This is a genomic window from Streptacidiphilus alkalitolerans, assembly GCF_042511045.1.
Taxonomy (GTDB): Bacteria; Actinomycetota; Actinomycetes; order Streptomycetales; family Streptomycetaceae; genus Streptacidiphilus; species Streptacidiphilus alkalitolerans.
The window spans coordinates 239,713-264,998 of the sequence record NZ_JBHEZX010000008.1 but is presented as its reverse complement, the minus strand read 5'-3'; the positions used below and the strand labels follow the sequence as shown (position 1 = coordinate 264,998).

Below are 25,286 nucleotides of genomic sequence, written 5' to 3'. Positions count from 1 at the left end.
ACCTAGCCGGGGGTGGAGTGGGTCAGACCGGCTCGACGTAGCGGGCGTACTGCGTGCCGTCGCTGGTCCCGAACTCGATCCGGCGGGGGAACATCGTTCCCCCGCCGGACGCCCGCAGTTCGAGCTCCTCCTCGACCACACCGCGGGCCCAGGCCCGCAGGCCCTCGGGCAGCAGCTTCACCGAGCCGTCGGCGAGCCGGACGTAGGCCGGCCGCTCCCCGGTGGCGAACCCGTCGCCGGGGAAGCCGACCGCGGCCACCTCCACGACCAGGCCGCCGCCCGAGCCGTCCGCGATGCTCGCCGGGAGGTCGAGCATCGCGGCGATGTCCAGCATCCGCCGCCGCTTCGACCCCGCGGCCTGCCCGCCCTCCGCGCCGGGCTGACGCCCGCGGCGCGGCTTGTTCTGCTTCTGACGACCCATCCCCGCAGCTTAGGCCAGCCGCTCGGGGGTATCCTCGCCGCGGTGGCAGCCGCTGTCACTTCACCTGTGCGAGGGGGCAGTTGTGCAGATCGCAGCACCGGCCGTACCACCCCGGGTGGCTGCCGCCGAGCGGACGGCCGCCGAGCTGGGGTTCACCATGAGCTGCACGCCCGAGGTCGGGCGGCTGCTCGGCCTGCTCGCCGCCGCCAAGCCCCGCGGGGTCGTCGCCGAGAGCGGCACCGGCACCGGTGTGGGGACCGCCTGGCTGCACAGCGGCCTCGGCGCCGCCGCCCGGCTGGTCACCGTGGAGCGGGACCGGGAGCTGGCCCACCGGGTCGCCGCGGACTTCGCCGACGACCAGCGGGTGCGGGTCCTCACCGGGGACTGGCGGATGCTGGAGCAGCACGCCCCGTTCGACCTGTTCTTCTGCGACGGCGGCGGCAAGCGGGACCACCCGCAGCTGGTCGTCGACCTGCTCGCCCCGGGCGGCGTCCTGGTCCTCGACGACTTCACGCCGTCCCCCGGCTGGCCGCCGCGCTTCGACGGCGACGTGGACCAGCTCCGGGTCTTCTACCTCACCCACCCCGACCTGCAGGCCACCGAGGTACTGACCACGCCGACCAGCTCGGCGGTCATCGCGGTGCGCCGGTCGTAACCGCTCGACCGGCGTCACCGATTCGGCCGATAACCCGCGCGAGCGTCCGTACACTCCCTACGCTGAGTATGATCACTGCTGAAACCGTCTCCATGGATGGGAAGTTGTCGATGACCAGTGACACAGCGCCGGAGCCTCTGGAGCCTGCGCCCCTGGAGCCGGAGCCCTGGGAGCCTGTCCGCATCGACACCAGCGTGGCCCACCCGGCCCGGATGTACGACTACTACCTGGGCGGCAAGGACAACTTCCCGGCCGACCGCGAGGCCGCCGAGAAGATCATCAGCACCGGCGCCGACGTCCGCGAGGGCGCCAGGACCAACCGGGCGTTCCTGGGCCGCGCCGTGCGCTACCTGTCCGAGCAGGGCGTCACCCAGTTCCTGGACATCGGCACCGGCATCCCCAGCGCCGGCAACACCCATGAGGTCGCCCAGGGCATCAACCCGGCCGCCAGGGTGGTGTACGTCGACAACGACCCGATCGTGCTGACCCACGCCCGGGCGCTGATGGCCGGCCACGGCAAGGGCGCGACCACGGTGGTCCAGGCGGACCTGCGCGACCCGGCCGAGCTGCTGGCGAACCGCCGGGTCAGGGCCGCCCTGGACTTCACCCGCCCGATCGCGCTGATGCTGGTCTCGGTGCTGCACTTCATCACCGAGGAGGACGGCCCGGACGGGATCCTGAAGACCCTCGGCGACGCGCTGCCCTCCGGCAGCCACCTGGTGATCTCGCACGGCACCGCCGACGCCGTCGTGGCGCGCCGCCGCGCGAACCTGGACCAGGCCGTGGACGTCTACCGGTCCAAGTCCACCGCGGCGCTGACCCTCCGTTCGAAGGCCAGGGTCACCGAGTTCTTCGACGGCTTCCCCCTGGTGGAACCCGGCCTGGTGCCGGGGCAGGACTGGCGCCCCGACGACGACACACCCCCCGGAACCACCGTGACCGTGTACGCGGGAGTCGGCCGCAAGCCGTAGGGGGTGTCTGACGGGGGGGGGAGCACAGCATGGGGATCTTCCGGCGGGGGCTCAAGCGGGACGGCCCCGAGGCGCCGCGCGACCAGGAACTGACCATGCTCTCCGAGGCGGAGGCCGCGCTGCTGCGGGTCCAGGTCCGCGCCGCCTTCGCGGAGAGCGGGCTCGAGGTGACGGTGTTCGCCGCGCATGTCACCGACAGCGCCGGACGCGCGTTCGGGCTGAACAACCTCGCCGCGGTGTGCCACAACGACGACCGGGGCCTGCGGGCCTGGCCCGGCTTGGCCCGCGAGCACGTCACCAAGCTGCTGCGCTCGCTGGACGGACCCGACGTGCTGCAGACCCTGCCCCGGGAGCAGCTGCTGGCCCAGCTCTACCCGAGGCTGGTGCCCAGCGACTCCCTCGCCAACCCGCTCTCCTACTGCTACGGACCGCCGCTGACGGAGGGTCTGGTCGAGGTCCTGGCCCTGGACCTGCCGGAGACCGTGCAGATCCTGCCGGAGCACGTCGTGGAGACCATCGGCAGCCCGGCCGGGCTGCGGGCCCGGGCGCTGCAGAACCTGCGGGAGATGCCGGTGGAACGGCATGAGGTGATCAAGGAGCAGGACGGCGCCCGGATCGACGTGCTGATGGGCGACTCCTACTTCGTCGCCAGCCTGGTGCTGATCCTGGACACCGCCGTCCAGCAGTTCGCCGGCGCCCGGCTCGGCCCGGACGGTGCGCTGGTCGCCATGCCCTTCCGGCACCAGCTGGCCTTCCACGCCATCAGCGACATGACGGTGATTCCGAGCCTCAACTCCATGGCCCGCTTCGCCGCCACCGGCTTCGAGGAGGCGCCCGGCGCGGTCAGCCCGTCCGTCTACTGGTGGCGCCCGGGCGCCCCGCTGGTCCGCCTCAGCGAGAAGGACGGCCAGGGCGGCCTGCGGGTCGTGGTCGAGAGCGAGTTCCAGGAACTCCTGGAACGCCTCGCCGCCGAATAGCAGTGGCGTCAGCCGAGCGGCGGGCCGGTGTAGTTCTCCGCGAGTTCGGCCGACGCGGAGCGGGAGTCGGCGATGCGTGCCAGCTGGGAGAGCTGCAGCCGGGCCTCGAACGGGCTGTGTCCGGGGTCGGTGTGCAGGGTGGTGGTCATGAAGCAGGAGAAGTGCTCGGCCCGCCAGACCCGGCGCAGGCAGGTGTCGGAGTAGGCGTCCAGCAGCTCGGTCGTCCCGGTCTCGCTGAGCTGGATGAACGCCCTGGCCAGGATGATGACGTCGGAGGCCGCGAGGTTGAGGCCCTTGGCGCCGGCCGGCGGGACGATGTGGGCGGCGTCGCCGGCCAGGAACAGCCGGCCGTGCCGCATCGGCTCGGTGACATGGCTGCGCATCGGCAGCACCGCCTTGGCGGTGATCGCCCCGCGCCGCAGCCGCCAGTCCGGGTCGGCGCGCAGCGCGAAGCGGGCGTCGAGCTCGCCCCAGATCCGCTCGTCCGGCCAGTCCGCCGGGTCGGTGCCGTTGGGCACCTGCAGATAGAGGCGGCTGACGGTGGGTGAGCGCATGCTGCCGAGGGCGAAGCCGCGCGGCGAGTGCGCGTAGACCAGCTCCGGGTAGGACGGCGGGGCGTCGGCCAGGATGCCGAGCCAGGAGTACGGGTAGCTGCGCTGGTAGGTCCGGCGCACCGGCTCCGGCAGCGCGTCCCTGGCCACCCCGTGCGAGCCGTCGCAGCCGACCACGTAGTCGCAGCTCAGGGTCTGCTCACGGCCCCGGTGGGTGTAGCGGATCAGCGGACGTTCGGTGTCGGCGCCCTCCACCGCGTGGACCTCGGCCTCGAACAGCAGCGGTCCGCCCTGGTCGAGCTGAAGCGCGATCAGGTCCTTGACCACCTCGGTCTGCGCGTAGACCAGCACACTGCGGCCCCCGGTCAGCGAGGGGAAGTCGATCCGGTGGGCCCGGCCGTCGAAGCGCAGCTCTATGCCGTCGTGGACCAGCCCCAGGGTGTCCATCCGCTCCCCCGCGCCGCAGGCCCGCAGCGCGTCGACGGTGGTCTGCTCCAGGATGCCCGCGCGCTGGCGCTGCTCCACATAGGCCCGGCTCCGGCTCTCCAGGACCACGCTGTCGATTCCGGCCCGGTGCAGCAGCCGGGCCAGCAGCAGCCCGGCCGGTCCGCCGCCGATGATGCCGACCGTGGTATGACGCAGCATCAGTTCTCGTCCCCCTCACGCAGGATGCGGTCCGCGATGGCGAAGGCCGCGTTGGCTGCGGGCACCCCGCAGTAGATCGCCGACTGGAGCAGCACCTCCTGGATCTCCTCGCCGGTCAGCCCGTTGCGCCGGGCCGCCCGCAGGTGCATGGCCAGTTCCTCCTGGTGGCCGCCGGCCACCAGCGCGGTGAGGGTGATGCAGCTGCGGGTGCGGCGGTCCAGGCCCGGCCTGGTCCAGATCTCGCCCCAGGCGTAGCGGGTGATGAAGTCCTGGAAGGGGGCGGTGAACGCGGTGGTGCGGGCGGTGGCCCGGTCCACATGGTCCGCGCCGAGCACCGCCCTGCGCACGGCGGTCCCGGCAACGTGGCGGGCGTCGTCGTTGAGGGACGGCGGCGTGAGCTGGGCCCGCAGCGCGGTGAGGACCGCCGCGGGCTGCTCCACCCCGGCCAGGTGCGCGGCTCCGGCGAGCTCGGTCAGGGTCGCGCCGGGGATGCCGTCGGCCAGCTCGCGGGCGTGGACGGGCGGGGTGGCCCGGTCCTCGCGTCCGGCCAGCACCAGGGTGGGCGCGGTGACCCGGTGCAGCTCCGAGCGCAGGTCGTAGGCGGCCAGCGCGTCGCAACAGGCCGCGTACCCGGCCGGGTCGGCCGCTCGCAGGTCGTCCACCAGCGCGTCCGCGGCCGGGCTGCGGTGGCCCGGGGTGAACCAGCGGTCCGGGGCGGTGGCCGCCAACGGCGCGGTGCCCTGCTTGCGGACCAGGGCGGCCCGCTCCAACCAGGGCCCCGGGTCGCCGAACTGGGCCGAGGAGCAGACCAGCGCCAGCGAGGCCACCCGCTCGGGGTGGTGCACCGCGAGCCACAGGCCGACCGCGCCGCCGAGCGAGACACCGGCGTAGCCGAAGCGGCCGATGCCGAGTGAGTCGGCCAGGTCGAGCACCAGTCGGCCCAGGTCGGCGACGGTGGCGATGGCGGCGGCCCCCGCGCCCGGCAGCAGGTCGGCGGGGGAGCCGCCGTGCCCAGGTAGGTCCCAGCGCACCACCCGGTGGTTCCTGGCCAGCGCCGGGACCTGCGGATCCCACACCGCCAGCGAGGTTCCCAGCGAGGGGCCGAGCAGCAGCGGCGGCGCGGCGGCGGGTCCTGCACTGCGGTGGTGCAGCAGGGGGCTGGTCACAGGGTCTCCTGGAGAGCACGGTCCACCAGGGCCCCGGCGGAGCCCAGACAGCGTGCCGGGTCGGTGAGTTCACGGAGGCGCTGCTCGGAGAGCAGGCCGGTCAGGGCGGGGTCGGCGCGCAGCGCCCGGGCCAGGTCGGTCCGCTCGGCGACGACGCGCCGGGCGGCCCGGGCCAGCGCGGCCCTGGCCTCGCCGCGGCCGATCAGCGGAGCCAGCGCGGCGGCCAGCCGCTCGGCGGCGATCAGGCCGCCGCCGCGGTCGAGGTTCTCCCGCATCCGCTCCGGATGGACCCGCAGCCCCTCGACGAGTTCGGCCGCGTCCCCGGCCGCCCCGCCGGCCAGCCGCAGCGCCTCCCGCAGCGGCTGCCACTCCGCGTGCCAGGCACCGGCCGGGCGCTCGTCCTCGGCGGTCATCGAGCCGAACAGGATCCCTGCCAGCGCCGGTAGTTGACGGGCCGTCGCCGCGATCAGCGCGGCCCGTACCGGGTTGGACTTGTGCGGCATCGCCGAGGACTCACCGCCGCTGCCCTCACTGAGCTCGCCGATCTCGGTGCGGGCGAGGGTGAGCACATCGGCGGCGAGCTTGCCCAGCGCGCCCCCGGTGAAGGCCAGCGCCGCGCCCAGGTCCGCGATGGGGGTGCGCAGGGTGTGCCAGGGGAGCAGCGGTTCGGCGAGCCCGGTCTGCCGGGCGTAGGCGGTGACCAGCCGCAGGCCGAGGGATTCATCAACCGCGTCGGACTGGAACGCCGCCAGTGTCCCGGCCGCGCCGCCGAGTTGGGCCGGCAGCCCGGCCCGGACGGCGGCCAGGCGGTCGCGGGCCGCCAGCAGCAGGCTGCGCCAGCCCACCGCCTTGAGCCCCAACGTGGTCGGCACCGCGTGCTGGGTCAGCGTGCGGCCCGCCAGCACCGTGTCCCGGTGCTCGGCGGCCAATGTGGCCAGCGCGGTCGCGGCGCGGTCCAGATCGGCGACGGTGAGGTCGAGCGCCCTGGCGGTGACCAGCATCATCGCGGTGTCCAGGATGTCCTGGCTGGTGGCTCCCCGGTGCACATGGTCCGCCGCGCCGGCCCGTGGGGTGCGCGCGGCGACGGCCGCGGTCAGGTCGGCGACCAGCGGGATCACCGGGTTGCCGCCGGAGCGGGCCCGCAGCGCGAGCGAGCGCGGGTCGGCCCACTCCGCGCTCGCCGCCACCGCCTCCGTCACCGCGACGGCGGCCCCGGCGGGCGCGAGCCCCAACTCGGCCTGGGCCCGTACCAGCGCGGCTTCGGCCTCCAGCATCGCCCGCAGCAGCGCGGCGTCCCCGGTCGCCGCCGCGACGGCCGATCCGGCCCAGGCCGGGGAGAGCAGGCCGACGTCGTCCACGGCCCAGGGCTCATTCGAAGACAAGGAAGGTCGTCTCCTTCTCCCCCTGCAGGCGGATGTCGAAGCGGTAGCGGCGTCCATCCTCGCGGTCCGCCTGCAACGAGGTCCGCCGTTCCGCTGCCAGCGTGGCCAGCAGCGGGTCGGCGGCGTACAGCGGATGGTCCGTCAGATAGGCGCGGGTGAACAGGTGGTGGGTCAGTCCGCGGGCGAAGACGCAGACCGCCAGGTACGGGACGCCCCCGGGCGGGAGGGTGTGCAGGGCGTAGCGGCCGTCCCGGTCGGTGGCGATCCGGGCGAAGCCGGTGAAGTCGACCCCGTCGCGGCCCAGGAAGCCGCCGGTGACCTGGTTCCGCCGCATCGATCCTGGGCGGCCCGCGCGCGAGCCGTCCGGGCCCGGCTGCCAGAACTCCAGCAGCGCGTCCGGCACCGGCTGCCCCGCACCGTCCAGGACCAGGCCGTGGACGGTGATCGCGGCCGGATCCCCGGCCGGGGCCGGGCTGTCGCCGCCGGGGAAGGGCAGGGCGTAGCCGTAGAAGGGGCCGACCGTCTGCGAAGGGGTGGGGAGTGTCATCGGCCCTCCTCGATCCAGGTGGCGGCCGGACCGTCCAGCACGATGTCCCAGCGGTAGCCGAGCGAGGTCTCGGGGACGGAGAGGCCGTGGTCGTAGCGGGCGACCAGGCGCTCGCGGGCGGCGTCGTCGGTGACCGACTGCAGGATCGGGTCGTGCCGGAACAGCGGGTCGCCGGGGAAGTACATCTGGGTGACCAGGCGCTGGGCGAAGGCGGCGCCGAACAGCGAGAAGTGGATGTGCGCCGGCCGCCAGGCGTTCTCGTGGTTGCGCCACGGATACGCGCCGGGCTTGACCGTGGTGAAGGAGTAGCCGCCCTGATCGTCGGTCAGGCAGCGGCCGACCCCGCCGAAGTGCGGGTCCAGCGGCGCCGGGTGCTGGTCCCGCTGGTGGGCGTAGCGGCCGGAGGCATTGGCCTGCCAGATCTCCACCAGCTGCCCGCGGACCGGACGCCCGGCCCGGTCCAGCACCCGGCCGCTGACGGTGATCCGCTCGCCGAGCGGCTCCCCGGCGTACTGCCGGGTCAGGTCGGCGTCCAGCTCGGTGACGTCGGTGAGGCCGAAGACGGGGCCGCCGAGTTCGACCGCTTCCGGATCCCGGACCGGCACCAGCGGTTGCCGGGGGTGCCGCAGCACACTGCTGCGGTAGGGGGCGTAGTTCCGGGCCGGGTGCGGCCCCACCGTCCCGGACGCGACCTGGGCGGCGTGCGCCTCGGCCATCTCGCGGTCGATGTCGGCCTGGGTGGGCACCGTTGTTGTCATCGGGGGCTGACCTGCCGTTCCAGGACGGGCGCGGCGGTCCGCGCGACGAGGGTGTCGGGGCTGACGCCGGGGGCGGTCTCCACCAGCACCAGCCCTTCCGGGGTGACATCGAGGACGCCGAGGTCGGTGATGATCCGGTGGACGCAGCGCATGCCGGTGAGCGGCAGGGTGCAGTCCTGGACGATCTTCGGGGTGCCGTCCTTGGCGGTGTGCTCCATCAGCACCAGTACCCTGCGGGCGCCGTGGACCAGGTCCATCGCGCCGCCCATGCCCCTGATCATCTTGCCCGGGACGGTCCAGTTCGCCAGGTCGCCCCTGGCCGACACCTGCATCGCACCGAGGATCGCCACGTCGATGTGGCCGCCGCGGATCATGCCGAAGGAGAGCGCGGAGTCGAAGAAGGAGGCGCCGGGACGGACGGTCACCGTCTCCTTGCCCGCGTTGATCAGATCCGGGTCCACCTCGTGCTCGCCCGGGTAGGGGCCGACGCCGAGGATGCCGTTCTCCGAGTGCAGCACCACGTCCACCCCTGGCGGCAGGAAGTTCGGCACCCGGGTGGGCAGCCCGATCCCGAGGTTGGCGTAGCTGCCGTCGCGGAGCTCGGCCGCGGCCCGGGCCGCCATCTGGTCCCTGGTCCAGCCCATCAGCCGTGCCTCGCTTCCAGCGCGGGAGCCGCCGGGGCGGCCACGGCGAGCGTGCGCCGTTCGATGCCCTTGTCGGCGGCCTGCTCGGCGGTCAGCGGCACCACCCGCTGGACGAAGACGCCCGGCAGGTGGATCTCGTCCGGGTCCAGCACACCGGGCTCCACCAGTTCCTCGACCTCGGCGACGGTGAGGCGGCCGGCCATGGCGGCCAGCGGGTTGAAGTTCCGCGCGGCGCGGCGGAACACCAGGTTGCCGTGCCGGTCGCCACGGGCCGCCCGGACCAGGGCGACATCGGTGGTGATCCCGCGCTCCAGCACGTGGGCCCGTCCGTCGAACTCCCTGACCTCCTTGGCCGGCGAGGCCACCGCCACGCCCCCGTCGGCGGCATAGCGCCAGGGCAGCCCGCCGTCGGCAATCTGGGTGCCGACACCGGCCGGGGTGAAGAACCCCGGGATTCCGCAGCCGCCCGCCCGCAGCCGCTCGGCCAGCGTGCCCTGCGGGACGAGTTCCAGTTCCAGTTCCCCGCCGAGGTACTGCCGGGCGAACTCCTTGTTGTCGCCGACATAACTGCCGGTCACCCGGGCGATCCGGCCCGCCGCGAGGAGTAGCCCGAGCCCGGCGCCGTCCACACCGCAGTTGTTCGACACCACCCGGAGCGCGCTCGCACCCTGTGCGAACAGGGCCTGGATCAGCACGTTCGGCACACCGCTCAGCCCGAAGCCGCCGACGGCCAGCGACGACCCGTCGCCGATATCGGCGACCGCCTCGGCGGCGGTCGGTATGACCTTGTCCATGGAGAGCTGCACCCCTTGCACGATGTTCGCCTGGTGAACTACAGTTCAGTTCTGACTCGCCCTGGAGTCTGCTCTTCGCGGTCCGCGCCTGTCAACGGTCCAACCAGGAGTTACCCATGCCGTCGCCGCCCTCGAACAGCGCCTCCGCCGTGCCCGAGGAGGCCGTGGGACCGCTGATCCGCGGGATCACCGTGCTGCGGCGGCTCACCGAGGCGGGCGGGCGGCGGAGCCCGGGCGAACTCGTCCGGGCCACCGGGCTGGCCCGCTCCACCGTCGACCGGATCCTCAGCACGCTGCAGCGAATGGGCTATCTGCGCCTGGACGGCCGGGACGCGGTGCTCGCCCCCCGGCTGATGGAGCTCGGCAACGCCTACCTGGCCGCCACCCGTCTGCCCGACCAACTGGGCCCGCACGCCGACCGGCTCGCCGATCTGCTGGACGAGTCGGTCTCGATCGCCGTGCCGGACCGGGACGGCGTCCGCTTCGTCCACCAGGCCACCCGCAGGCGGGCGCTGTCGCTCAGCTTCCGGATCGGCGACCTGCTCCCGGCCGAGCGCACCGCCCCCGGCCCGCTCTTCGCCGCCGACTGGTCCCCGCAGGACTGGAGCCGCTGGCGGCGGCGCCGCGCCGCCGACCCGGAGGGCCTCGGCTTCCCGGCCGCGCCCCCGCGGATCCTCGCCGGCCGGCCGAGCTTCGAGGAGCGCACGGCCGGGGCCGGCGAACAGGGCTGGTCACTCGACGACCAGTTGATCGAGCCGGGACTCGTCGCGGTCGCGCTGCCGGTAAGGGATCTGAGCGGTCGTCAACTGGCCGCCGTCAGCGTGGTCAGCCACACCAGCCGGCACAGCGCTGCCGAACTGCGCGACACCGTCCTGCCCCGACTCCGGAACACCGTCACGGCGATGGAGCAGGAGCTGCACCACTCCCCCTCCCGGCAACCGGCACCGCCCGAACCCGCCCCCGGGCTCGCCGACTGGACGGCCGCGTCCAAGCAGGAACTCGGCCCCGAGTTCGTCGAGTCCCTGGCCCGGGGCCTGACCGTGCTCACCGCCTTCGGCAGCGGACGGGCCGAACTGCCGCTGACCGCCGTCGCCGCAGCGCTCGGACTCCCCCGGGCCACCGCCCGCCGGGCGCTGATCACCCTGGAGCACCTGGGCTGCGTCAGCACGGACGGGCGGAGCTTCCGGCCCACCCCCGCGGTGCTGGGCCTCGGCTTCGCCCCGCTGTCCCGGCTGTCCCTGCCGCAGCTCGCCCAGCCCCATCTGGCCGCACTGGCGGCCCAGGTGCATGATTCCGCCTCGCTGGCGGTGCTGACCGGCGCGGACATCCAGTACACCGCTCGTGCGGCGACCGGCCGGGTGATGAGCGTCGACATCGCCGTCGGCGTCCGACTGCCGGCCTACGCGACCTCCATGGGCCGGGTGCTGCTGGCCGGGCTGCCCGCCGCCGAACAGGCCGAGCGGCTGGCCGGCACTCCGGCGCAGCCGCTGACCCGCCGCACCGTCACCGGCCACGCCGAACTGGCCGACCTGCTGAAGCAGGTGGCAGGGGCCGGACACGCCCTGGTCGACCAGGAGTTGGAGGAGGGCCTGCGCTCGATCGCGGTGCCGGTCCGCGACCGGACCGGGCGGCTGGTCGCCGCCGCCGGGCTCTCCACCCACGCCGGACGGCACACCCTCGCCGAGTGCCGCGACCAGCTGCTGCCCGCCCTGCGGCAGGCCGCCGCCCGGATCGAGGCCGACCTGGCCACAGCGGGACGCTACGCCCGCGTCCCGCCGCAGTAGCCGACCAACCTGCCTCCCCCGCGCGCTACTTGACCGACCCGGCGGTCAACCCGGCCACCAGGTAGCGCTGCAGCAGCAGGAACCCGGCCACCACCGGGACGCTGACCACCAGCGAGGCCGCCATGATCTGGTTCCAGTAGACGTCGTTCTGCGAGGCGTAGTTGCGCAGCCCGACCGCCAGCGTCCTGGTGGAGTCGTCGGTCATCACCGAGGCGAACAGCACCTCGCCCCAGGCGGTCATGAACGAGTACACCGCCACGGTGACGATGCCGGGCACCGCCGCCGGGACGACCACTCGCAGCAGTGCGCCGATCGGCCCGTTGCCGTCCATCTCGGCGGCCTCGTCCAACTCCCTCGGGATCGAGTCGAAGTAGCCGACCAGCATCCAGATCGAGAACGGCAGGGTGAAGGTCAGATAGGTGATGATCAGTCCGAGCCGGGTCCCCGACAGTTCGATGCCGGTGCTGTTGCCGATGTTGACGTAGATCAGGAACAGCGGCAGCAGGAACAGGATCCCGGGGAACATCTGGGTGGAGAGCACGGTCACGCTGAAGACCCGCCGCCCGGGGAAGCGGAAGCGGCTGACCGCGTAGGCGGCGAAGACCGCGATCACCACCGACACCGCGGTCGAACAGGTGGCGACCAGCAGGCTGTTCAGGAAGTAGTGCCCGAGCGGCACCGTGCTCCACATGTCGACATAGGGACGAATGGTCAATCGGGACGGCCACCACTGGAACGCCGACTGCACGTCCTGCAGCGGCTTCAGCGAGCTGCTGACCATCACGTACAGCGGGACCGCGGTGAACACCCCGAGCAGGGTCAGCACGATCCGCCGCACCCAGAGGAACGAGCGCGGCGGCGCCATCGGCGAGCGGGGGCGGCGGCTCCGGAGCGTGCCGTCAGACATCAGCGGTCTTCCTTCCACGGCCGGTGACCAGCAGGTAGATCGCGGTCACCACCAGCAGGAACAGCAGCAGCAGCACCGACATCGCCGAACCCGAGCCGAAGTTCCAGCTCTGGAAGGAGGTGTCGTAGATCTGCAGCGACAACAGGTTCGCCTGCGGCGGCGCGACGTTGCCGAACAGCACATAGGGGGTGTTGAAGTCGTTGAAGTTCCACAGGAACAGCACCAGCACCAGCACCTGGTTCACCGGCCGCAGCGACGGCATGGTGATCCGGCGGATCCGCTGCCAGACGCCGGCCCCGTCGATGGCCGCCGCCTCGTAGAGGTCGCCGGGGATGTTCTGCAGCCCGGCGGTGACCACCAGGAAGGCGAACGGCCAGGTCCGCCAGACCGCGGTGATCACCAGCGCGGCGAAGCTGTTGTTGCCGATCAGCCAGAACGGCGCGTGCGCGGTCAGGTGCAACTGGTGCACCAGCACGTGGTTCACCAGCCCGTCGTCGCGCTGGAACATGAACTCCCAGGTGATCGCGGCGGCGTAGGCGGGCAGGGCGTAGGGGACCAGGAAGTAGGTGCGCAGCAGCCCGCGCCCCCGGAACGGGTCCTGCAGCAGCACCGCCGCGCCGGTGCCGAGCAGCCAGGACAGCCCCACCACCAGCACGGTGAAGGCGAGGGTGATCCCGAAGGAGTGCAGCAGGGCCTTGCCGACCGCGTTGTCGAAGTCCAGCGCGAAGCGGTAGTTGCTGAGCCCGGCGCCGGGAGCCGCACCCCAGTCGCCGATGAAGAACTGGGTCAGCCGCTCGAAGCTGATCCAGATCCCGACCAGCATCGGGATCACATGCACCAGCAGTTCGAAGAGGACGGCCGGGAGCAGCAGCAGGTAGGGCAGCCAGGTCCGGCGGGTACGGGCCCACGGCCGTCGCCGGGGTGCGGGCGGCGTCGTGGCGGATCTGCCGATTCGGGTGGCGGTGGCCATCGGCGAACGGATTCCTTCCGGAGCGGAGGCGGGGGGCCGCCCGGGCCGGTGCGGCCGGGGCGGCGGGGCGTGCCGACGGCTCAGCCGCCGGCCTGCATCTTCTGCTCGGCCTGGGTGAGTTCGCCGCTGATCACCTGGTCGGTGACGGCCTTCCCGCTGGCCGCGTCGGCGAAGAGGTCCTTCATCACCGCGCCGATCGCGGTCTCGAACTGGCTCTCCGCCGGGATCGGCGGCATCGCCGCCGCCGAGGTCGCCAGCACGTTCTGCAGCACCTTGTCGTCGGGGATCTGGAACGCCGGGTCGGTGTAGGCGTCGGTGACCGAGGGCAGTGAGCCGTACGCCTTGTTCAGTGCGATCTGGGTCGGCTTGCTGGTCATGAACTTCACGAAGGACAGCGCCGCGTCCTTGTGCTTGGTCTTGGCGAAGACCGACAGGTTGATCCCGGCGACGATGGAGTCCACGTGCTTGCCGCCGGCCGGCGGGGAGGCCGGGAAGGGCACCGGGACGACCCCGTAGTCGGTGGGCTTCATCCCGTACTTGGCCAGCGACGCGCCCGCGGCCTGCCACATCAGCATGGCGGCCTTGCCGTTGGCGAAGTCCTGGACCGCCTCGGTGCCGTTGGAGTACTCGGCGTCGCTGGGGTTGGCGATCTTGTCGGTGGCGATGAAGTCGATGTACTGCTTGATCGCGGCCACGTTCTGCGGGGTGTTGAAGGTCGGCTTGGCGGAGGCGTCGAAGAAGCTGCCGCCCTGCTGCTGGCTCAGCACAAAGGCGTGGTGGGTGTTCTCCGGGGTGCTCGCGCCCTCGACGGTGATGCCCCACTGGTTGCCGTGGGTCAGCTTCTTGCCGTCCGCGACCAGGTCCTCCCAGGTGGCGGGCGGGTTGCTGATCCCGGCGGCGGCGAACATGGCCTTGTTGTAGTAGAGCCCGTAGGCCACCGAGTAGAGCGGCACGCCGACCGGGGGCTTGCCCGGCGCACCGGTGGCGGCGAGCGCGCCGGGCAGGAAGCGGCCGGTGTCGCCGATGGTGCTCATCACGTCGTCGGTGATCGGCAGGAAGGCGTTGGTGACCTGGAGCGAGGCGGACCAGGTGTTGCCGATGTTGAGGACGTCGGGGCCCTGGCCCGACGCGGCGGCGGCCAGCACCCGGTTCTGCAGGTCGGGCCAGCCGATGACCTCCAGCTTCACCTTGATGCCGGTCTGCTTGGTGAACGCGTCGAGCTGCGGAGTCAGGACCTTGACGTCGTCGGCGATGGAGCTGCCCTGGTCGCTGGCCCAGTAGGTGATGGTCTGCGGACTGCTGCTGCCGCCGGACCCGCTACCGCTACTGCCGCCGCTGCTGCCGCACGCGGTGGCGACGAAGGCGGTGGCGGTGGCCAGAGCGACCAGCGCGTTCCTGCGGTGGTTCGAAGATCTGCCCATGGACGAACCTTTCGAAAGCGCACACCCCGGTTCCGGAACCGCGCCGGGGAGGTGGGAGGGTGGAGTGGCCTCGTGCATCCGGCGGGACATTTCCCGCTGGTTTTCTTTCGCCTTAGTTCGAGCTGTGATTTAACTTGTGGGGGAGTTGTCAGTCAAGGGGTTCAGCAGGCTGCGCTGCCCCGGGCGATAGGGTGCAGCGCGGTCCCGTGCCGCTGTCGATAAGGAGACACATGGCAGAGCAGGCCGGCAGAAACGTCCGCGACCTGCGGCGGTCCAACAGATCGCTGCTGCTGCGCCACCTCTACTTCCACGAGCGGGTGAGCCGTCAGGAGTTGAGCCGGGCCACCGGCCTCAGCACGGCCTCGGTGAGCAACGTGGTCACCGAGCTGATCGACGAGGGGCTGGTGGTCGAGGCCGGCGCGGTGGAGTCCGAGGGCGGGCGCCCGCGCATCCTGCTGGAGATCGACGCCTCCCGGTTCCAGGTGGTCGGCGTCGACGTCGGGGAGACCCATGTCCGGGTGGAGCGCTTCGACCTGGCCCTGAACGAGCTGGCGCGCTGCGACATCCCGGTCACCGCCGGACGCTACGCGCCGGAGACGGTGGTGGCCGGCATCGCCGCCGGGCTGACCGCCGTCGGCGCGGACCAGGACGGGCCCGGCGCCGAGCAGATCCTCGGCGTCGGCATCGGCGTGCCCGGGATCGTGCACGGCGGGCCCGACTCGGTGGTGCACTGCCAGACCTTCAACTGGGACGGGGTCCCGCTGGCGGCGCTGCTGCGCGGCGTGACCGCGCTGCCGCTGTTCATCGACAACGGCGCCACCACCATGGGCCAGGCCGAGATGTGGTTCGGCGCCGGGCGACAGGCCTCGGACAGTGTGTTCCTGCTGGTCGGCTCGGGGGTCGGCGCCGCGGTGATGGTCGGCGGGGTGCCCTACCGCGGGTCCACCACCAGCGCGGGCGAGTGGGGCCACATCACCGCCGTGATCGGCGGACGGCGCTGCCGCTGCGGCGCCCGGGGCTGCCTGGAGGCGTACACCAGCGCCGAGTCCGTCATCGCCCGCTACCGGGAGGCCGGCGGCAGCGCCCTCACCGAGGGTGCCGGCCAGGAGGCGGCGCTCCGTCAGATCCTCGCCGACGCCCACTCACCCGCGGCGGCCGAGGTGCTGGACACCACCGCGCTGCACCTCGGGGTCGGCATCGGCAACCTGGTCAACCTGTTCAACCCGGAGCGGGTGATCATCGGCGGCTGGGCCGGACTACTACTCGGCCACCGGCTGCTGCCGCGGATCCGCGCCGTCGCCCGGGACCACGCGCTGCACTACCCCTTCTCCCGCACCACGATCGAGCTCTGCCAGCTCGGCCCGGACGCGGTGGCCCGCGGCGCGGCGACGCTGCCGGTGGCCCGCTTCCTCGGCTCCGGCGGCACGGTCCGCCGATCGGCGGCGCTGCCCGACCCGCCGGCCCGGGCCCGCACCGAGCTCGGCCCGGCGGCCTGGGCCGGCTCGGACTGGAGCCGCTGAAGGTGTGACGATCCGTCAGGCCAGCAGGGTCGCCCAGTCGGTGACCGCCTCGTCCCGGCCGCTGCCGCGCACGGCGACCGGGCCGCCGAGGTCCCCCTGGTGCAGCACGTAGTGGTGCGGGGCCATCGCCGTGTCCCGCCCGGGGAGCGCGGCCACCACCGCACGGTGGACGGCGACCGGGTCGAGCGCCGCGGCGTCGCCCACCAGGTGCGCGGTCAGCCGGCCGCCGGCGGTCTCCAGCCGCAGGTCCACCGCCGGGCCCAGCACCGAGGCGAGCAGGTCGCGCACCGCGTCCAGATCGATCCAGGAGCCGTCGAGCACCTGCCAGTCGCCCTTTCTGACGCCCGGTTCGATCCCGGTCAGCGCACCGATCCCGGCCAGCGGGACGGGCCCGTCGGCCGCGGCCCGGACCACGGTCAGCAGCCCCCGGGCGAACTGCTCGGTCTCGGCCCGGTCGAACACCTGCGGGCAGGTCAGCATGGCGATCTCCAGGCTGCCGCCGACCCGCAGGATGTTGAACATCAGCCGGGTCGGCACCCGCTCGTCCGGGAACCAGGTGATCTCCGGGTCGGACTGGGCCGGCGGCCTGGCCTCCGCGGCGGACTCGGGGATGGTGAGGCTGAGGTCGTTCACCACCACGTGGCGGGCGTAGCGGGAGCCGCGCAGATGCGCGATGTCGTCGATCATCCGCCAGACCTGCTCGGCGTCGAAGGTGCTGTGCCAGTACCCGGCGAGCGAGGCGGCCTTGGCCCGGCCGATCAGCTCGTCCAGGTCGGTCGCCCCGGCGTCCACGGAGAGGAAGGCGTCCTGGGCCAGGGTGCCGATGTAGTCGGCCATCCCCGGCCGGTGCCGGTTCGCGGACAGCGCGGCGATCACCAGGTCGGGCTGGTCCGCGCGGTGCGCCACCAGGGCGGCGAACGCGGCGAGCAGCACCGTGGACGGGGTGGCCCCGGTCCGCCGGGAGGCGGCCTCCAGGTCGCGGGCGGCGGCCCGGGAGCGCAGGATCAGCGTGGAGACCGTGTCCGGCGGGCCGCTGATCCTGGAGTCGGCGAACACCGCCTGCGGGCTGGTGCGCAGCACCCGCTCCCAGTGCCGCAGCGAGGCCTTGGCCCGGCGGCGGCCGAGCGCGCTCCCCTCGGCGGCGGCCACCTCCAGCGGAGTCCTGGCCGTGGACGGGGGCAGTTCCTTGCCCGCGGCCAGCGCCAGCCACTCCTGCACCAGCAGCGCGGTGGAGGCCCCGTCGGCGCCGGAGTGGCAGACCACCACGGCCATCCGGACCGGCAGTTCCTCCCTGGTGACCAGGGTGAAGCGCAGCGGGAAGTCCTCGGCCAGGTCGAACGCCCCGGCGATGTCCACCCGGGCCAGCTCGTCCGCGAAGGCGTCGAGCGCCAGGTCGTCCAGCGGCCCCGCCTCGACCACGGTGACGGTGAACTCGCCCTCGGCGCGCACCTCCTGCCAGCCCGGGAAGCCCCCGGGGCCGGGCGGGAACACGGTGCGCAGCGACTCGTGCCGCTCGGCCAGGGTGCGCAGCGCGGCCAGCGCGGCGGCGAGGTCGGCTCCCTCCGGGACCGGCCACACCGCCTGCTTGTTGATCTGCTCCGGATCGTCCCTGCGGATGCAGCGGATCATATTGTCCTGGCCGAGCGTCAGCGGCCCCGAACCACTGGTCCCGCCGTTGTAGCGGACAGTGATGCGCCTGCTCCGTGTCACGTCGCGCGCCCTTCGGCTCGGCCGGGGTACCCGGGATGATGGGTCGGGACGCTATCAGCGCCCTGTGCCAGTGGTCTATACCAAGCAGGGAGATTTCCGACGAAGCCTCAGTTGCCGCCGCTGATCGCCGAGATGACCGAATCCGGCCACTCGGCCGGACGCGGACCGTGGGCGTGCAGCAGGGCCAGCACGATCCGCTCGATGCCGAAGGCCGTGCAGGCGGTGTTGCCGGTGGCGCCGCCGCTGGTGAAGCCGAACACCTCGCCGAAGTGGTCCTTGTGGAAGTTGGCCGAGGCGATCGCCTGGACCAGCCCGTCCGCCACCGGGACCCGCAGCTCGTACTTCAACTCCTGCACCCGCTGAGCCGCCTGGAAGATCCGCCGGGCCGGGCCGAAGAACGGGTCGTCGGCCACCTCGATCTCCGGCTTGAGCGACATCCGCTCCAGCCATCCGGCCACCCGCTCCAGCCAGGTCCCGCGCCAGGCCAGGCAGTGCTGCTCGGTGCCGGCCGTGACCAGCTCCACCATCCGGAAGCTGCGCAGCCGCCCGATCTCACTGGTGGCCTCCTGCCGGAAGCACTGCCCCTCCACCGCGAACCGGGCCGGCTCGGCCAACTCCGCTCCGGCCAGCCCCGCGTAGACCGGGTAGCAGGCGGCGGGCAGCAGCACCAGATCGCTCAACCGCTGGGCGGAGAACCAGTCGCCGCCCTGCACCGCCAGCGGGGACAGCGCCTTCCACTCGGCCGGCGTCCCGGCGAAGCTGTGCACCGTGCCCAGCAGTTGCGGGAACGCCTGGACGTAGCCGGCCCGCTCGACCAGGCTGCGGGCGACCACCGGCGGGATGGCCACCTTGGGGAAGTCCTCCACCGAGGCGAGGGCGTCGATGCCCTGGCGGAGCAGTCCGACCACCGCCTCGAACGGCGCGGGGTGCAGGAACACCCCGGCGGCGTCGGTGGGGATCGGGGTCGCGTCGCCCGCGGGGAGGGCAGCAGGTCGGTTGGGCGTCATGGCTGGTGGTCCGTCCTCAGGTCGAAGAGTGCTGGAGTGGTTGGTGCGGTTCGAGCAGGCTCGCCGGGGCGGTCCAGAGCCTGTGACGCACCGCCAGGTCGGCGGCGCCCTCGGCGGCGACAGCGGCGCGGAAGGCACCCGGCACCGGGACGTCCTGGACCCGGCAGGGTCCCTGGTCCAGCGGAGTCGCGGTCGGCAGCAGCAGCGGGCCGGTCCCGGCCAGCGGCAGGCCGAGGCCCTGGGCCAGTCGGCCGCCGTAGACCTTGACCACGGCCTCGCGGCGGCACCACAGCCGGGTGAAGCGGTCGGAGACGGCCGAGGGTGTTCCGTCGCACACAAAGCGCTGGTCGGACCGGGGGAAGTAGCGACCGGCCAGCCGGGTGGCCACCCGTTCGTCGCGCAGTTCCTCCACGTCCGCGCCGACCCGCCGGCCCTCGGCCAGGGCCAGTACGGCCAGCGTCCCGGAGGCCGAGTAGCTGAGCTGGAGCCGGTCGTCGGCGGCGGTGACCGGCTCGGGTTTGCCGTGCGGGCCGTACGACCAGACCAGCTCTGCGGGCGCGATGCCCAGCCGCTCGGCGGTGAGCAGCCGGACCACGCCGTGCACGGTGCTGAACCGGTCGGCGCGGACCGGGTCCGTCGCCGCGGCGGCCCGGTCCAGCTCGGTACGGTCCAGCAGTAGCCGGAGCCGGGCCACGACCGGGGCGGGCTGGTCCGCCGGGATCACCCAGAAGTCGATCCGGTCACCGCGGTCGACGTGGTCGGTCGGCGGGCTCATGGCGGTGCCGGGAGGGCGAGCAGGCTGAGCCGGCCCCGCCCGGGGTCGAGCTGGGCGACCAGCGCCGGACGGCCGTCCCGCTGCCAGACCGGCAGCCGTGCGGCCAGCTCGGTCCAGACCCCGGTGAGCGGCTGCCCCGGGCCGAGGTCCGAGGCCAGCAGCAGTTCCGCGTCCGGCCCCAGTTCCTTGAGCCCGGACGGGATCAGCTCGCGGTCGACATCCGGCCCGGAGTGCTGGCGCACCGTCAACTCCGCTCCCCCCTCCTCGGACTGTTCGCAGACCAGGACCACCGCGCGGTGGCGTTCCGGCAGCTGCACCGGCTGCTCGGGCCGGTGGTGCAGGGCGGTCTGCTCCATGGCCAGGACCACCGCCCGGCGGCAGCCCCCGGTCCTGCTGTAGTCGGAGGCGATCCGCAGCGCGGTGAAGGCCGCGGCCGGCCCCTGGTCGCAGACGGCGAAGGCCAGCGGCGCTCCGGGGCAGAACCGGCTGAGGTGCACGGAGGCCGAGCGCCCGGGTTGGACGTCCGGGATGTCGAAGGCCAGGATCAGCAGGTCCACCTGTTCGTCCGGCGCCAGTGCCTCGCGCAGCAGGGCCTCGCCCATCTCGCCGTAGGCGTGCCCGACCCCGGCCCGGAGCAGGTCCTCGCGCAGCGGAAGCCCGTACGGGCGGACCAGGTCGGAGACGAAGACCCGCAGGTCGGGGTCGAGCGAGGTCTCCGACCTGCCGTCGAAGTCCCGGCTCAGCACCCTGGCGACGCGGAGGCCGGCCCCTCCCCCGGCCGTCGGCACCGGGTCAGTCCTCGGTGATGACGTGCCCGGCGACGAAGTCGGCCAGGCTGGCGACCGAGCGCAGGTCGTCCTCGCCGATCTCCTCGACGTCGACCTGGATGTCGAGGGACTCCTCGAGTTCCAGGATCAGTTCCAGGGTCCCGGCCGAGGTCAGCCCCAGGTCGTCGAAGAGGCAGGCGTTCTCGGGCACATCGGTGAGCTCGCGCTTCAGCACGCGCGGCAGCAGTGCGCCGATGCTGCGGAGAACGTCTCCGCGCAGCTCGGGGTCGGTGTGGGCGGCGGTGTCGACTGCGGTTTTTTCCATGGGTATCCCGTCCCGTCGTGCTCAAGGAGTGGAAGGGCGTTGCAGCAGGGCTGATGGTGCGTCAGTGTTCGACGACCATGGCCGAGAAGGTGGCTCCGATGCCGGATGCGGCGATCAGGAAGCGGTCGCCCTGGTGGAGCAGACCCCGCGTGGTCGCGGTGTGAAGATTGATGAAGGCGTCCGCTGCGAAACTGTGCCCGACTGATGGCACGTTGTCCAGCACTACCTTTTCGAGCGGGTATCCGAGGCGGCGGCAGAGCGCCTTCCAGGAGACCTGGTTGACGTTGTGCGGCAGCAGCAGGGCCAGGTCGTCGAGGGCGACTCCGGCCTGGTCCAGGGCCGCTCCGATCGTCTCGGCCATGGTGTCCGGGTATTCCCGCTGGTAGCGGGCGAGCAGCTCGGCGTCCTCGGCGAGCCGTCCGTCGAAGTCGGCCCGCTGGCGCACCGCGTAGGCGAGCACCCGGTTGCGCGGACCCGCCGCCCGAACCAGGCAGGCCGCCGCACCCTCGCCGAAGATCGCGGTCTCCGGCACCAGTTGGGCGTCCCTGGTGAAGGTCTTCTCCCCGGCCAGCACCAGCGCGAGCGCGTCCGGGTCGGGTTCGGAGGCCAGCAGCCTGCCGGCCAGGTCGATCGCCAGCAGGCCCACCGCGCAGGCCTGCTGGGTCACCGTGAAGGCGTTGGCCCTGGTCAGGCCGCGTTGTTCGAGCAGTTGCGAGAGCGGGTCGATCGGGTAGGGCGAGGCCACCGGCATGCTGCGCGCGTGCAGCACGAAGCGCACCTGGTGCTCGCGGCCCAGCAGTTCGGGCAGCGCGTCCAGGGCTCCGGAGAGCAGGTCGAGCAGCGTCCCGTCCGGGTCCAGGCGCACCTGGTCCAGGCCGTGGAAGCGGCGGAAGAGTCGAAGTTGACGCGGGGTCAGGCCGATTCTGGCCCCCGCCGTCTCGATGGGCTCGGAGTGGCGGGGCAGGTGGACGGCCACTGCCTCCAGTGCGGTCACCCGGGCTAGTATTCCCACCTCCCGGCCGGACGCACAAGATCCCCCAGACCCCGGCCCCGTTGTGTCCCGCCCCCGCGCCGTCGAGCAGGTGGAGCCTCATGGAACCCCCCGAAACCCCCGCTGACCTGGTCCGTCCCGTGCTGGTCGAGCTGCTGCTCGAAGCCGCGGAAGCGCCCCAGGAATGGGTCGAACTGGTCACCCCGCAGGCCCGGCTGGACGCCGACCTGCTGCTGGACGAGTACGAACTCGACCGGCTCGGCGGGCTGTTGCTGGCCCGGTTCGGCCCGGCCGCCGACCTGGCCGGGCTGCGGGCCGGGCTCGACCTGGACGCGTTGGAAGCGCTGACCGTCGGCGACCTGCAGCGCGCGTTGCTGCCGCAGGCGGCGGCCGGGGCAACGGCGGGGGTCGCGCGATGAGCCGGTTCCTGATCGTGGTGCCGCCGTTGGCCGGGCATGTGCTGCCGACCGTGGGCATCGGCCGCGAACTGGCCGCACGCGGGCACCGGGTGGCCTGGTCCGGCTCCGAGCCGGTGCTGCGTCCGCTGCTCGGCCCGGACGCCGAGGTGCTGCCCACCGGCAGCCGGCTGTTCCGGGCCCAGGGCGGCCACGGCCTGGCGGCGCTGCGCTCGCTGTGGGAGGGATTCATCCTGCCGTACGCGCGCTTCACCGCGAAGGCGCTGGACCGGGCGGTGCTGGACTACCGGCCCGATCTGGTCCTGGTCGACCAGCACACCCCGGCCGGGGCGCTGACCGCCCACCGGCACGGGCTGCGCTGGGCCAGCCTGGCCCCCGGAGCGATGGAACTGGGACGGCCGTTCCGGGCCCTGCCGCAGGTCGAGGCCTGGATGCTGGCCCGGCTGCGCGAGTTGTGGCAGCGGGCCGGGCTGCCGGCCGAGGAGTTCGTCGACCCCCGGTTCTCGCCGGACCTGGTGCTGGCGCTGACCGGGCCCGCGCTCACCGGACCGCTGGCGCTGCCGCCGCAGTACGCGCTGGTGGGACCGGTCCTGGCCGAGCGTGCCGAGGATCCCGGCTTTCCCTGGCAGCGGCTGGAGCCGGGCCGCCGCCGGGTCCTGGTGACCATGGGCACGTTGGCCGCCGACGTCAGCGCGGACTTCCACGCCCGCGCGGTCCGGGCGCTGCACCTGCTGGCCGAGGACGGCGCGGGCGGCGCGGACGGCGGGAGCGGCGGAGGCGTGCAGGCGGTGATCGCGGCGCCGCCGGGGCTGCTGCCCGCGCTCCCGGCCGACGCGGTCGCCGCCGAGCGGGTCCCGCTGCTGGAACTGCTGCGCCGGGGGCTGATCGACGCGGTGCTCTGCCACGGTGGGATGAACACCGTGAGCGAGGCGCTCAGCCACGGCGTTCCGCTGGTCACTGCCCCGATCCGGCACGACCAGCCGTTTGTCGCGGCGCAGTTGGCCGCCTCCGGAGCAGGGCTGCGGGTGCCGTTCCCGAGGGTCACCGCACCCGCGCTGGCCTCGGCCGTCCGCGGCGTGCTGGACGATCCCGGCTACCGCGCCGCCGCCGTCCGGGTGGGCGCGTCGCTGCGCGGTTGCGGCGGGGCGGGTGCGGCGGCGGACCGGCTGGAGCAGGTGGCGGCGCGGAACCGGCCGCCTCGAAATCAATTGGTCTAGGCCATTGTTTCCGGACCGTGGGAGACCCTAGGGTGGCGCGCAGCACCAGTTTCAGGTGCGGCCCGGCAGCCCCATCCCCGTACGGGAGTTCTGGTTGATCGAGACCCAGGGACTGCGCAAGTCCTTCCAGTCCCGGAAGCGCCGCAGAGCCGAATCCGACACCACCGTCGACGCCGTCCGCGGCATCGACCTGAGTGTCGGAGCAGGCGAGATCTTCGGCTTCCTCGGCCCCAACGGGGCCGGCAAGACCACCACACTGCGCATGCTCGCCACGCTGATCCGCCCCGACGGCGGCGAGGCCCGGATCGCCGGCGCCGACCTGCTGGCCGACCCGGCCGAGGTGCGCCGCCGGATCGGCTACGTCGCCCAGGGCGGCGGCACCACCGACAACGCCAGCGCCCGCGAGGAACTGGTGCTGCAGGCCCGGATGTACGGCATCGGCAAGGCCCAGGCCCTGCAACGGGCCTCGGACGCGCTGAAGTCCTTCGACCTCACCGACTACGCCGACCGGCACTGCAGCACGTACTCCGGCGGACAGCGCCGCCGGGTGGACATCGCCCTCGGCGTGATCCACGAACCCAAGGTGCTCTTCCTGGACGAACCCACGGTCGGCCTGGACCCGCCCAGCCGCAGCCAGGTCTGGGAGGAGATCCGCAGGCTCCGCACCGAGGGCATGACCGTCTTCGTCACCACGCACTACCTGGACGAGGCCGACGCGTTGTGCGACCGGGTCGCCATCATCGACCATGGCGGGATCGTCGCCGAGGGCACCCCGGAGTCGCTCAAGCGCGAAATCGCCGGGGACGTGGTCCTCGTCGGCCTGCCGACCGGGACCTCGGCAGCCGCGGCCGAGGCGCTGCGCGGCGAACCGTACCTGCACCGGCTGGAACTCCGCAGCCCCACCGGCGCCGAGGGCGAGGACGGCCTGCGGCTGTACGTGGAGAACGGCGCGGCAGCCATCCCGCAGTTGCTGCGCACGCTGGAGGGCGCGGACATCCTGCCGGACACCGTGCAGTTGCAGCGCCCCAGTCTGGACGACGTCTTCCTGGCCCGCACCGGCCGCTCGATCGCTGGGAGTCCCTGATGAAGCTCGCCCGCGACACCTGGCTGGTCTTCCACCGGCAGCTGCTGCTGATGGCCCGCACGCCCGTCTGGATCGCGGTCGGGGTGATCCAGCCGCTGTTCTACCTGCTGCTGTTCGCCCCGCTGCTGAAGCCGGTGCTGGCCCCGATGGGAGCCACCACCTACGCCCAGACCTACCAGATCTACGTGCCCGGGCTGCTCGCCGTGCTGGTCATCTTCGGCGGGCTGTTCACCGGGTTCACGCTGCTCGGCGAGTTGCGCTCGGGCATCATCGAGCGGTCCCGGGTCACCCCGGTCAGCCGGCTCGCCCTGCTGCTCGGCCGGGCCCTGCGCGAGGTGGTGGCGCTGCTGGTGCAGGCCGTCATCATCACCCTGCTGGCACTGCCGTTCGGGCTGCGGGTGCGACCGCTGAACCTGCTGCTGGCCTACCTGCTGCTGGCCCTGCTGGCGCTGATGACCTCGGCCCTCTCGTACGGGATCGCGCTGCTGCTGCGCAACGACTCGGCGCTGGCCCCGGTGGTCAACACCATCGCCCAGCCGATCGCGCTGCTCTCCGGGGTGCTGCTGCCGCTGGCGCTGGCACCCGAGTGGCTGAAGGGCGCGGCCCGGTGGAACCCCTTCTACTGGGCGGTGGAGGGCATGCGTGCCCTGTTCTCCGGCCACCTCGGCGACAACGCGGTCTGGCAGAGCCTGCTGATCGTCGCCGTACTGACCGTCGCCGCCGTCTTCTGGTCCGCCCGCCTCTTCTCCACGCGGGTGCGCTGAACGCACGCTTGGCCGTGGAGGGTGGTTGGCGGCAGGGGCGTGCCGCCTGCGGCTCCGCCGCGGTGCCCGTTGTGCAAGGTGGCCCCGCGCAGCGAACTTCGCGGCGAAGCACCGATA

26 protein-coding genes are annotated in these 25,286 nt (G+C 73.1%); 9 read left to right on the top strand and 17 right to left on the bottom strand.

Features of this window, described 5'->3' with window-relative positions; genetic code table 11:
- Nucleotides 1-22: 22 nt before the first annotated feature.
- Complete coding sequence (locus ACEZDG_RS20530; protein WP_380511667.1) at nt 23-421, bottom strand: hypothetical protein; 399 nt, start codon at nt 419-421, stop codon at nt 23-25.
- A gap of 157 nt (nt 422-578) precedes the next feature.
- Between ACEZDG_RS20530 and ACEZDG_RS20525 the strand changes: the two genes are divergently transcribed.
- The 3 genes from ACEZDG_RS20525 to ACEZDG_RS20515 all read left to right on the top strand — a co-directional run bounded on the left by ACEZDG_RS20525 (nt 579) and on the right by ACEZDG_RS20515 (nt 3,024).
- On the top strand, nt 579-1,076 hold the full coding sequence (locus ACEZDG_RS20525; protein ID WP_380511881.1) for an O-methyltransferase: 498 nt from the start codon (nt 579-581) through the stop codon (nt 1,074-1,076).
- A gap of 110 nt (nt 1,077-1,186) precedes the next feature.
- Complete coding sequence (locus tag ACEZDG_RS20520; RefSeq protein WP_380511665.1) at nt 1,187-2,047, top strand: SAM-dependent methyltransferase; 861 nt, start codon at nt 1,187-1,189, stop codon at nt 2,045-2,047.
- A gap of 29 nt (nt 2,048-2,076) precedes the next feature.
- Complete coding sequence (locus ACEZDG_RS20515) at nt 2,077-3,024, top strand: hypothetical protein (protein ID WP_380511663.1); 948 nt, start codon at nt 2,077-2,079, stop codon at nt 3,022-3,024.
- 8 nt (nt 3,025-3,032) lie between these two features.
- Here ACEZDG_RS20515 and ACEZDG_RS20510 read toward each other — a convergent pair whose 3' ends face one another.
- Genes ACEZDG_RS20510 through ACEZDG_RS20480 form a run of 7 tightly spaced genes read right to left on the bottom strand, consistent with a single transcriptional unit; the run spans nt 3,033 to nt 9,511 of the window.
- Nucleotides 3,033-4,220: a 4-hydroxybenzoate 3-monooxygenase gene (locus ACEZDG_RS20510; RefSeq protein WP_380511661.1), complete on the bottom strand. Its 1,188-nt coding sequence runs from the start codon at nt 4,218-4,220 to the stop codon at nt 3,033-3,035.
- Nucleotides 4,220-5,386 carry a bifunctional 3-oxoadipate enol-lactonase/4-carboxymuconolactone decarboxylase PcaDC gene (gene pcaDC, locus ACEZDG_RS20505; RefSeq protein ID WP_380511659.1) on the bottom strand — a complete coding sequence of 389 codons (1,167 nt, stop codon included), beginning with the start codon at nt 5,384-5,386 and terminating at the stop codon, nt 4,220-4,222. Before pcaDC ends, ACEZDG_RS20510 begins: the two co-directional genes overlap by 1 nt.
- Nucleotides 5,383-6,768, bottom strand: coding sequence for a 3-carboxy-cis,cis-muconate cycloisomerase (gene pcaB / locus ACEZDG_RS20500; protein WP_380511657.1), 1,386 nt, complete (start codon nt 6,766-6,768; stop codon nt 5,383-5,385). The genes pcaDC and pcaB overlap by 4 nt, the downstream gene beginning before the upstream one ends.
- Nucleotides 6,755-7,315 carry a protocatechuate 3,4-dioxygenase subunit alpha gene (gene pcaG, locus ACEZDG_RS20495; protein WP_380511655.1) on the bottom strand — a complete coding sequence of 187 codons (561 nt, stop codon included), beginning with the start codon at nt 7,313-7,315 and terminating at the stop codon, nt 6,755-6,757. Before pcaG ends, pcaB begins: the two co-directional genes overlap by 14 nt.
- Nucleotides 7,312-8,073: a protocatechuate 3,4-dioxygenase subunit beta gene (gene pcaH, locus ACEZDG_RS20490; protein WP_380511653.1), complete on the bottom strand. Its 762-nt coding sequence runs from the start codon at nt 8,071-8,073 to the stop codon at nt 7,312-7,314. The genes pcaG and pcaH overlap by 4 nt, the downstream gene beginning before the upstream one ends.
- The gene (locus ACEZDG_RS20485) at nt 8,070-8,717 is read right to left on the bottom strand and encodes a CoA transferase subunit B (RefSeq protein WP_380511651.1); all 648 of its coding nucleotides are present in this window, start codon (nt 8,715-8,717) and stop codon (nt 8,070-8,072) included. Before ACEZDG_RS20485 ends, pcaH begins: the two co-directional genes overlap by 4 nt.
- Complete coding sequence (locus ACEZDG_RS20480; protein ID WP_380511649.1) at nt 8,717-9,511, bottom strand: CoA transferase subunit A; 795 nt, start codon at nt 9,509-9,511, stop codon at nt 8,717-8,719. Before ACEZDG_RS20480 ends, ACEZDG_RS20485 begins: the two co-directional genes overlap by 1 nt.
- Before the next feature lie 116 nt (nt 9,512-9,627).
- Here ACEZDG_RS20480 and ACEZDG_RS20475 point away from each other — a divergent pair, with 116 nt between their 5' ends.
- Nucleotides 9,628-11,295, top strand: coding sequence for an IclR family transcriptional regulator domain-containing protein (locus tag ACEZDG_RS20475; protein ID WP_380511647.1), 1,668 nt, complete (start codon nt 9,628-9,630; stop codon nt 11,293-11,295).
- Nucleotides 11,296-11,320: 25 nt separating this feature from the next.
- Here the strand turns inward: ACEZDG_RS20475 and ACEZDG_RS20470 are convergent, their stop codons facing one another.
- The 3 genes from ACEZDG_RS20470 to ACEZDG_RS20460 all read right to left on the bottom strand — a co-directional run bounded on the left by ACEZDG_RS20470 (nt 11,321) and on the right by ACEZDG_RS20460 (nt 14,593).
- A complete protein-coding gene (locus ACEZDG_RS20470) occupies nt 11,321-12,202 on the bottom strand; it encodes a carbohydrate ABC transporter permease (RefSeq protein WP_380511645.1) in 882 nt (293 codons plus the stop codon).
- The gene (locus ACEZDG_RS20465) at nt 12,195-13,172 is read right to left on the bottom strand and encodes a carbohydrate ABC transporter permease (protein ID WP_380511643.1); all 978 of its coding nucleotides are present in this window, start codon (nt 13,170-13,172) and stop codon (nt 12,195-12,197) included. The genes ACEZDG_RS20470 and ACEZDG_RS20465 overlap by 8 nt, the downstream gene beginning before the upstream one ends.
- Nucleotides 13,173-13,252: 80 nt before the next feature.
- Nucleotides 13,253-14,593 carry an ABC transporter substrate-binding protein gene (locus ACEZDG_RS20460; RefSeq protein WP_380511641.1) on the bottom strand — a complete coding sequence of 447 codons (1,341 nt, stop codon included), beginning with the start codon at nt 14,591-14,593 and terminating at the stop codon, nt 13,253-13,255.
- Between the two features lie 230 nt (nt 14,594-14,823).
- On the opposite strand from ACEZDG_RS20460, the gene ACEZDG_RS20455 reads away from it, so the two are divergent.
- Nucleotides 14,824-16,113 carry an ROK family transcriptional regulator gene (locus ACEZDG_RS20455; protein ID WP_380511639.1) on the top strand — a complete coding sequence of 430 codons (1,290 nt, stop codon included), beginning with the start codon at nt 14,824-14,826 and terminating at the stop codon, nt 16,111-16,113.
- Between the two features lie 15 nt (nt 16,114-16,128).
- On the opposite strand, the gene ACEZDG_RS20450 is transcribed toward ACEZDG_RS20455, so the two are convergent.
- The 6 genes from ACEZDG_RS20450 to ACEZDG_RS20425 form a co-directional block, all read right to left on the bottom strand.
- The gene (locus ACEZDG_RS20450) at nt 16,129-17,823 is read right to left on the bottom strand and encodes a condensation domain-containing protein (protein ID WP_380511637.1); all 1,695 of its coding nucleotides are present in this window, start codon (nt 17,821-17,823) and stop codon (nt 16,129-16,131) included.
- Between the two features lie 107 nt (nt 17,824-17,930).
- Nucleotides 17,931-18,830: a hypothetical protein gene (locus tag ACEZDG_RS20445; RefSeq protein WP_380511635.1), complete on the bottom strand. Its 900-nt coding sequence runs from the start codon at nt 18,828-18,830 to the stop codon at nt 17,931-17,933.
- A 16-nt stretch (nt 18,831-18,846) separates the two neighbouring features.
- A complete protein-coding gene (locus ACEZDG_RS20440) occupies nt 18,847-19,605 on the bottom strand; it encodes a 4'-phosphopantetheinyl transferase family protein (RefSeq protein ID WP_380511633.1) in 759 nt (252 codons plus the stop codon).
- Nucleotides 19,602-20,393 (bottom strand): hypothetical protein, encoded by a 792-nt coding sequence (locus tag ACEZDG_RS20435; RefSeq protein ID WP_380511631.1) that lies wholly within the window; start codon nt 20,391-20,393, stop codon nt 19,602-19,604. The genes ACEZDG_RS20440 and ACEZDG_RS20435 overlap by 4 nt, the downstream gene beginning before the upstream one ends.
- 4 nt (nt 20,394-20,397) lie before the next feature.
- Nucleotides 20,398-20,697, bottom strand: a complete 300-nt coding sequence (locus tag ACEZDG_RS20430; RefSeq protein ID WP_380511629.1) for a phosphopantetheine-binding protein — start codon at nt 20,695-20,697, stop codon at nt 20,398-20,400.
- A gap of 61 nt (nt 20,698-20,758) precedes the next feature.
- On the bottom strand, nt 20,759-21,691 hold the full coding sequence (locus ACEZDG_RS20425) for a 3-oxoacyl-[acyl-carrier-protein] synthase III C-terminal domain-containing protein (protein WP_380511626.1): 933 nt from the start codon (nt 21,689-21,691) through the stop codon (nt 20,759-20,761).
- 98 nt (nt 21,692-21,789) lie between these two features.
- Between ACEZDG_RS20425 and ACEZDG_RS20420 the strand changes: the two genes are divergently transcribed.
- From ACEZDG_RS20420 to ACEZDG_RS20405, 4 genes are all read left to right on the top strand, one after another.
- Nucleotides 21,790-22,107, top strand: coding sequence for a hypothetical protein (locus ACEZDG_RS20420; protein WP_380511624.1), 318 nt, complete (start codon nt 21,790-21,792; stop codon nt 22,105-22,107).
- Nucleotides 22,104-23,321, top strand: coding sequence for a glycosyltransferase (locus ACEZDG_RS20415; RefSeq protein ID WP_380511621.1), 1,218 nt, complete (start codon nt 22,104-22,106; stop codon nt 23,319-23,321). Before ACEZDG_RS20420 ends, ACEZDG_RS20415 begins: the two co-directional genes overlap by 4 nt.
- 94 nt (nt 23,322-23,415) lie before the next feature.
- Complete coding sequence (locus ACEZDG_RS20410; RefSeq protein WP_380511618.1) at nt 23,416-24,405, top strand: ATP-binding cassette domain-containing protein; 990 nt, start codon at nt 23,416-23,418, stop codon at nt 24,403-24,405.
- Nucleotides 24,405-25,169 carry an ABC transporter permease gene (locus ACEZDG_RS20405; RefSeq protein ID WP_380511616.1) on the top strand — a complete coding sequence of 255 codons (765 nt, stop codon included), beginning with the start codon at nt 24,405-24,407 and terminating at the stop codon, nt 25,167-25,169. Before ACEZDG_RS20410 ends, ACEZDG_RS20405 begins: the two co-directional genes overlap by 1 nt.
- Nucleotides 25,170-25,286 lie beyond the last annotated feature (117 nt).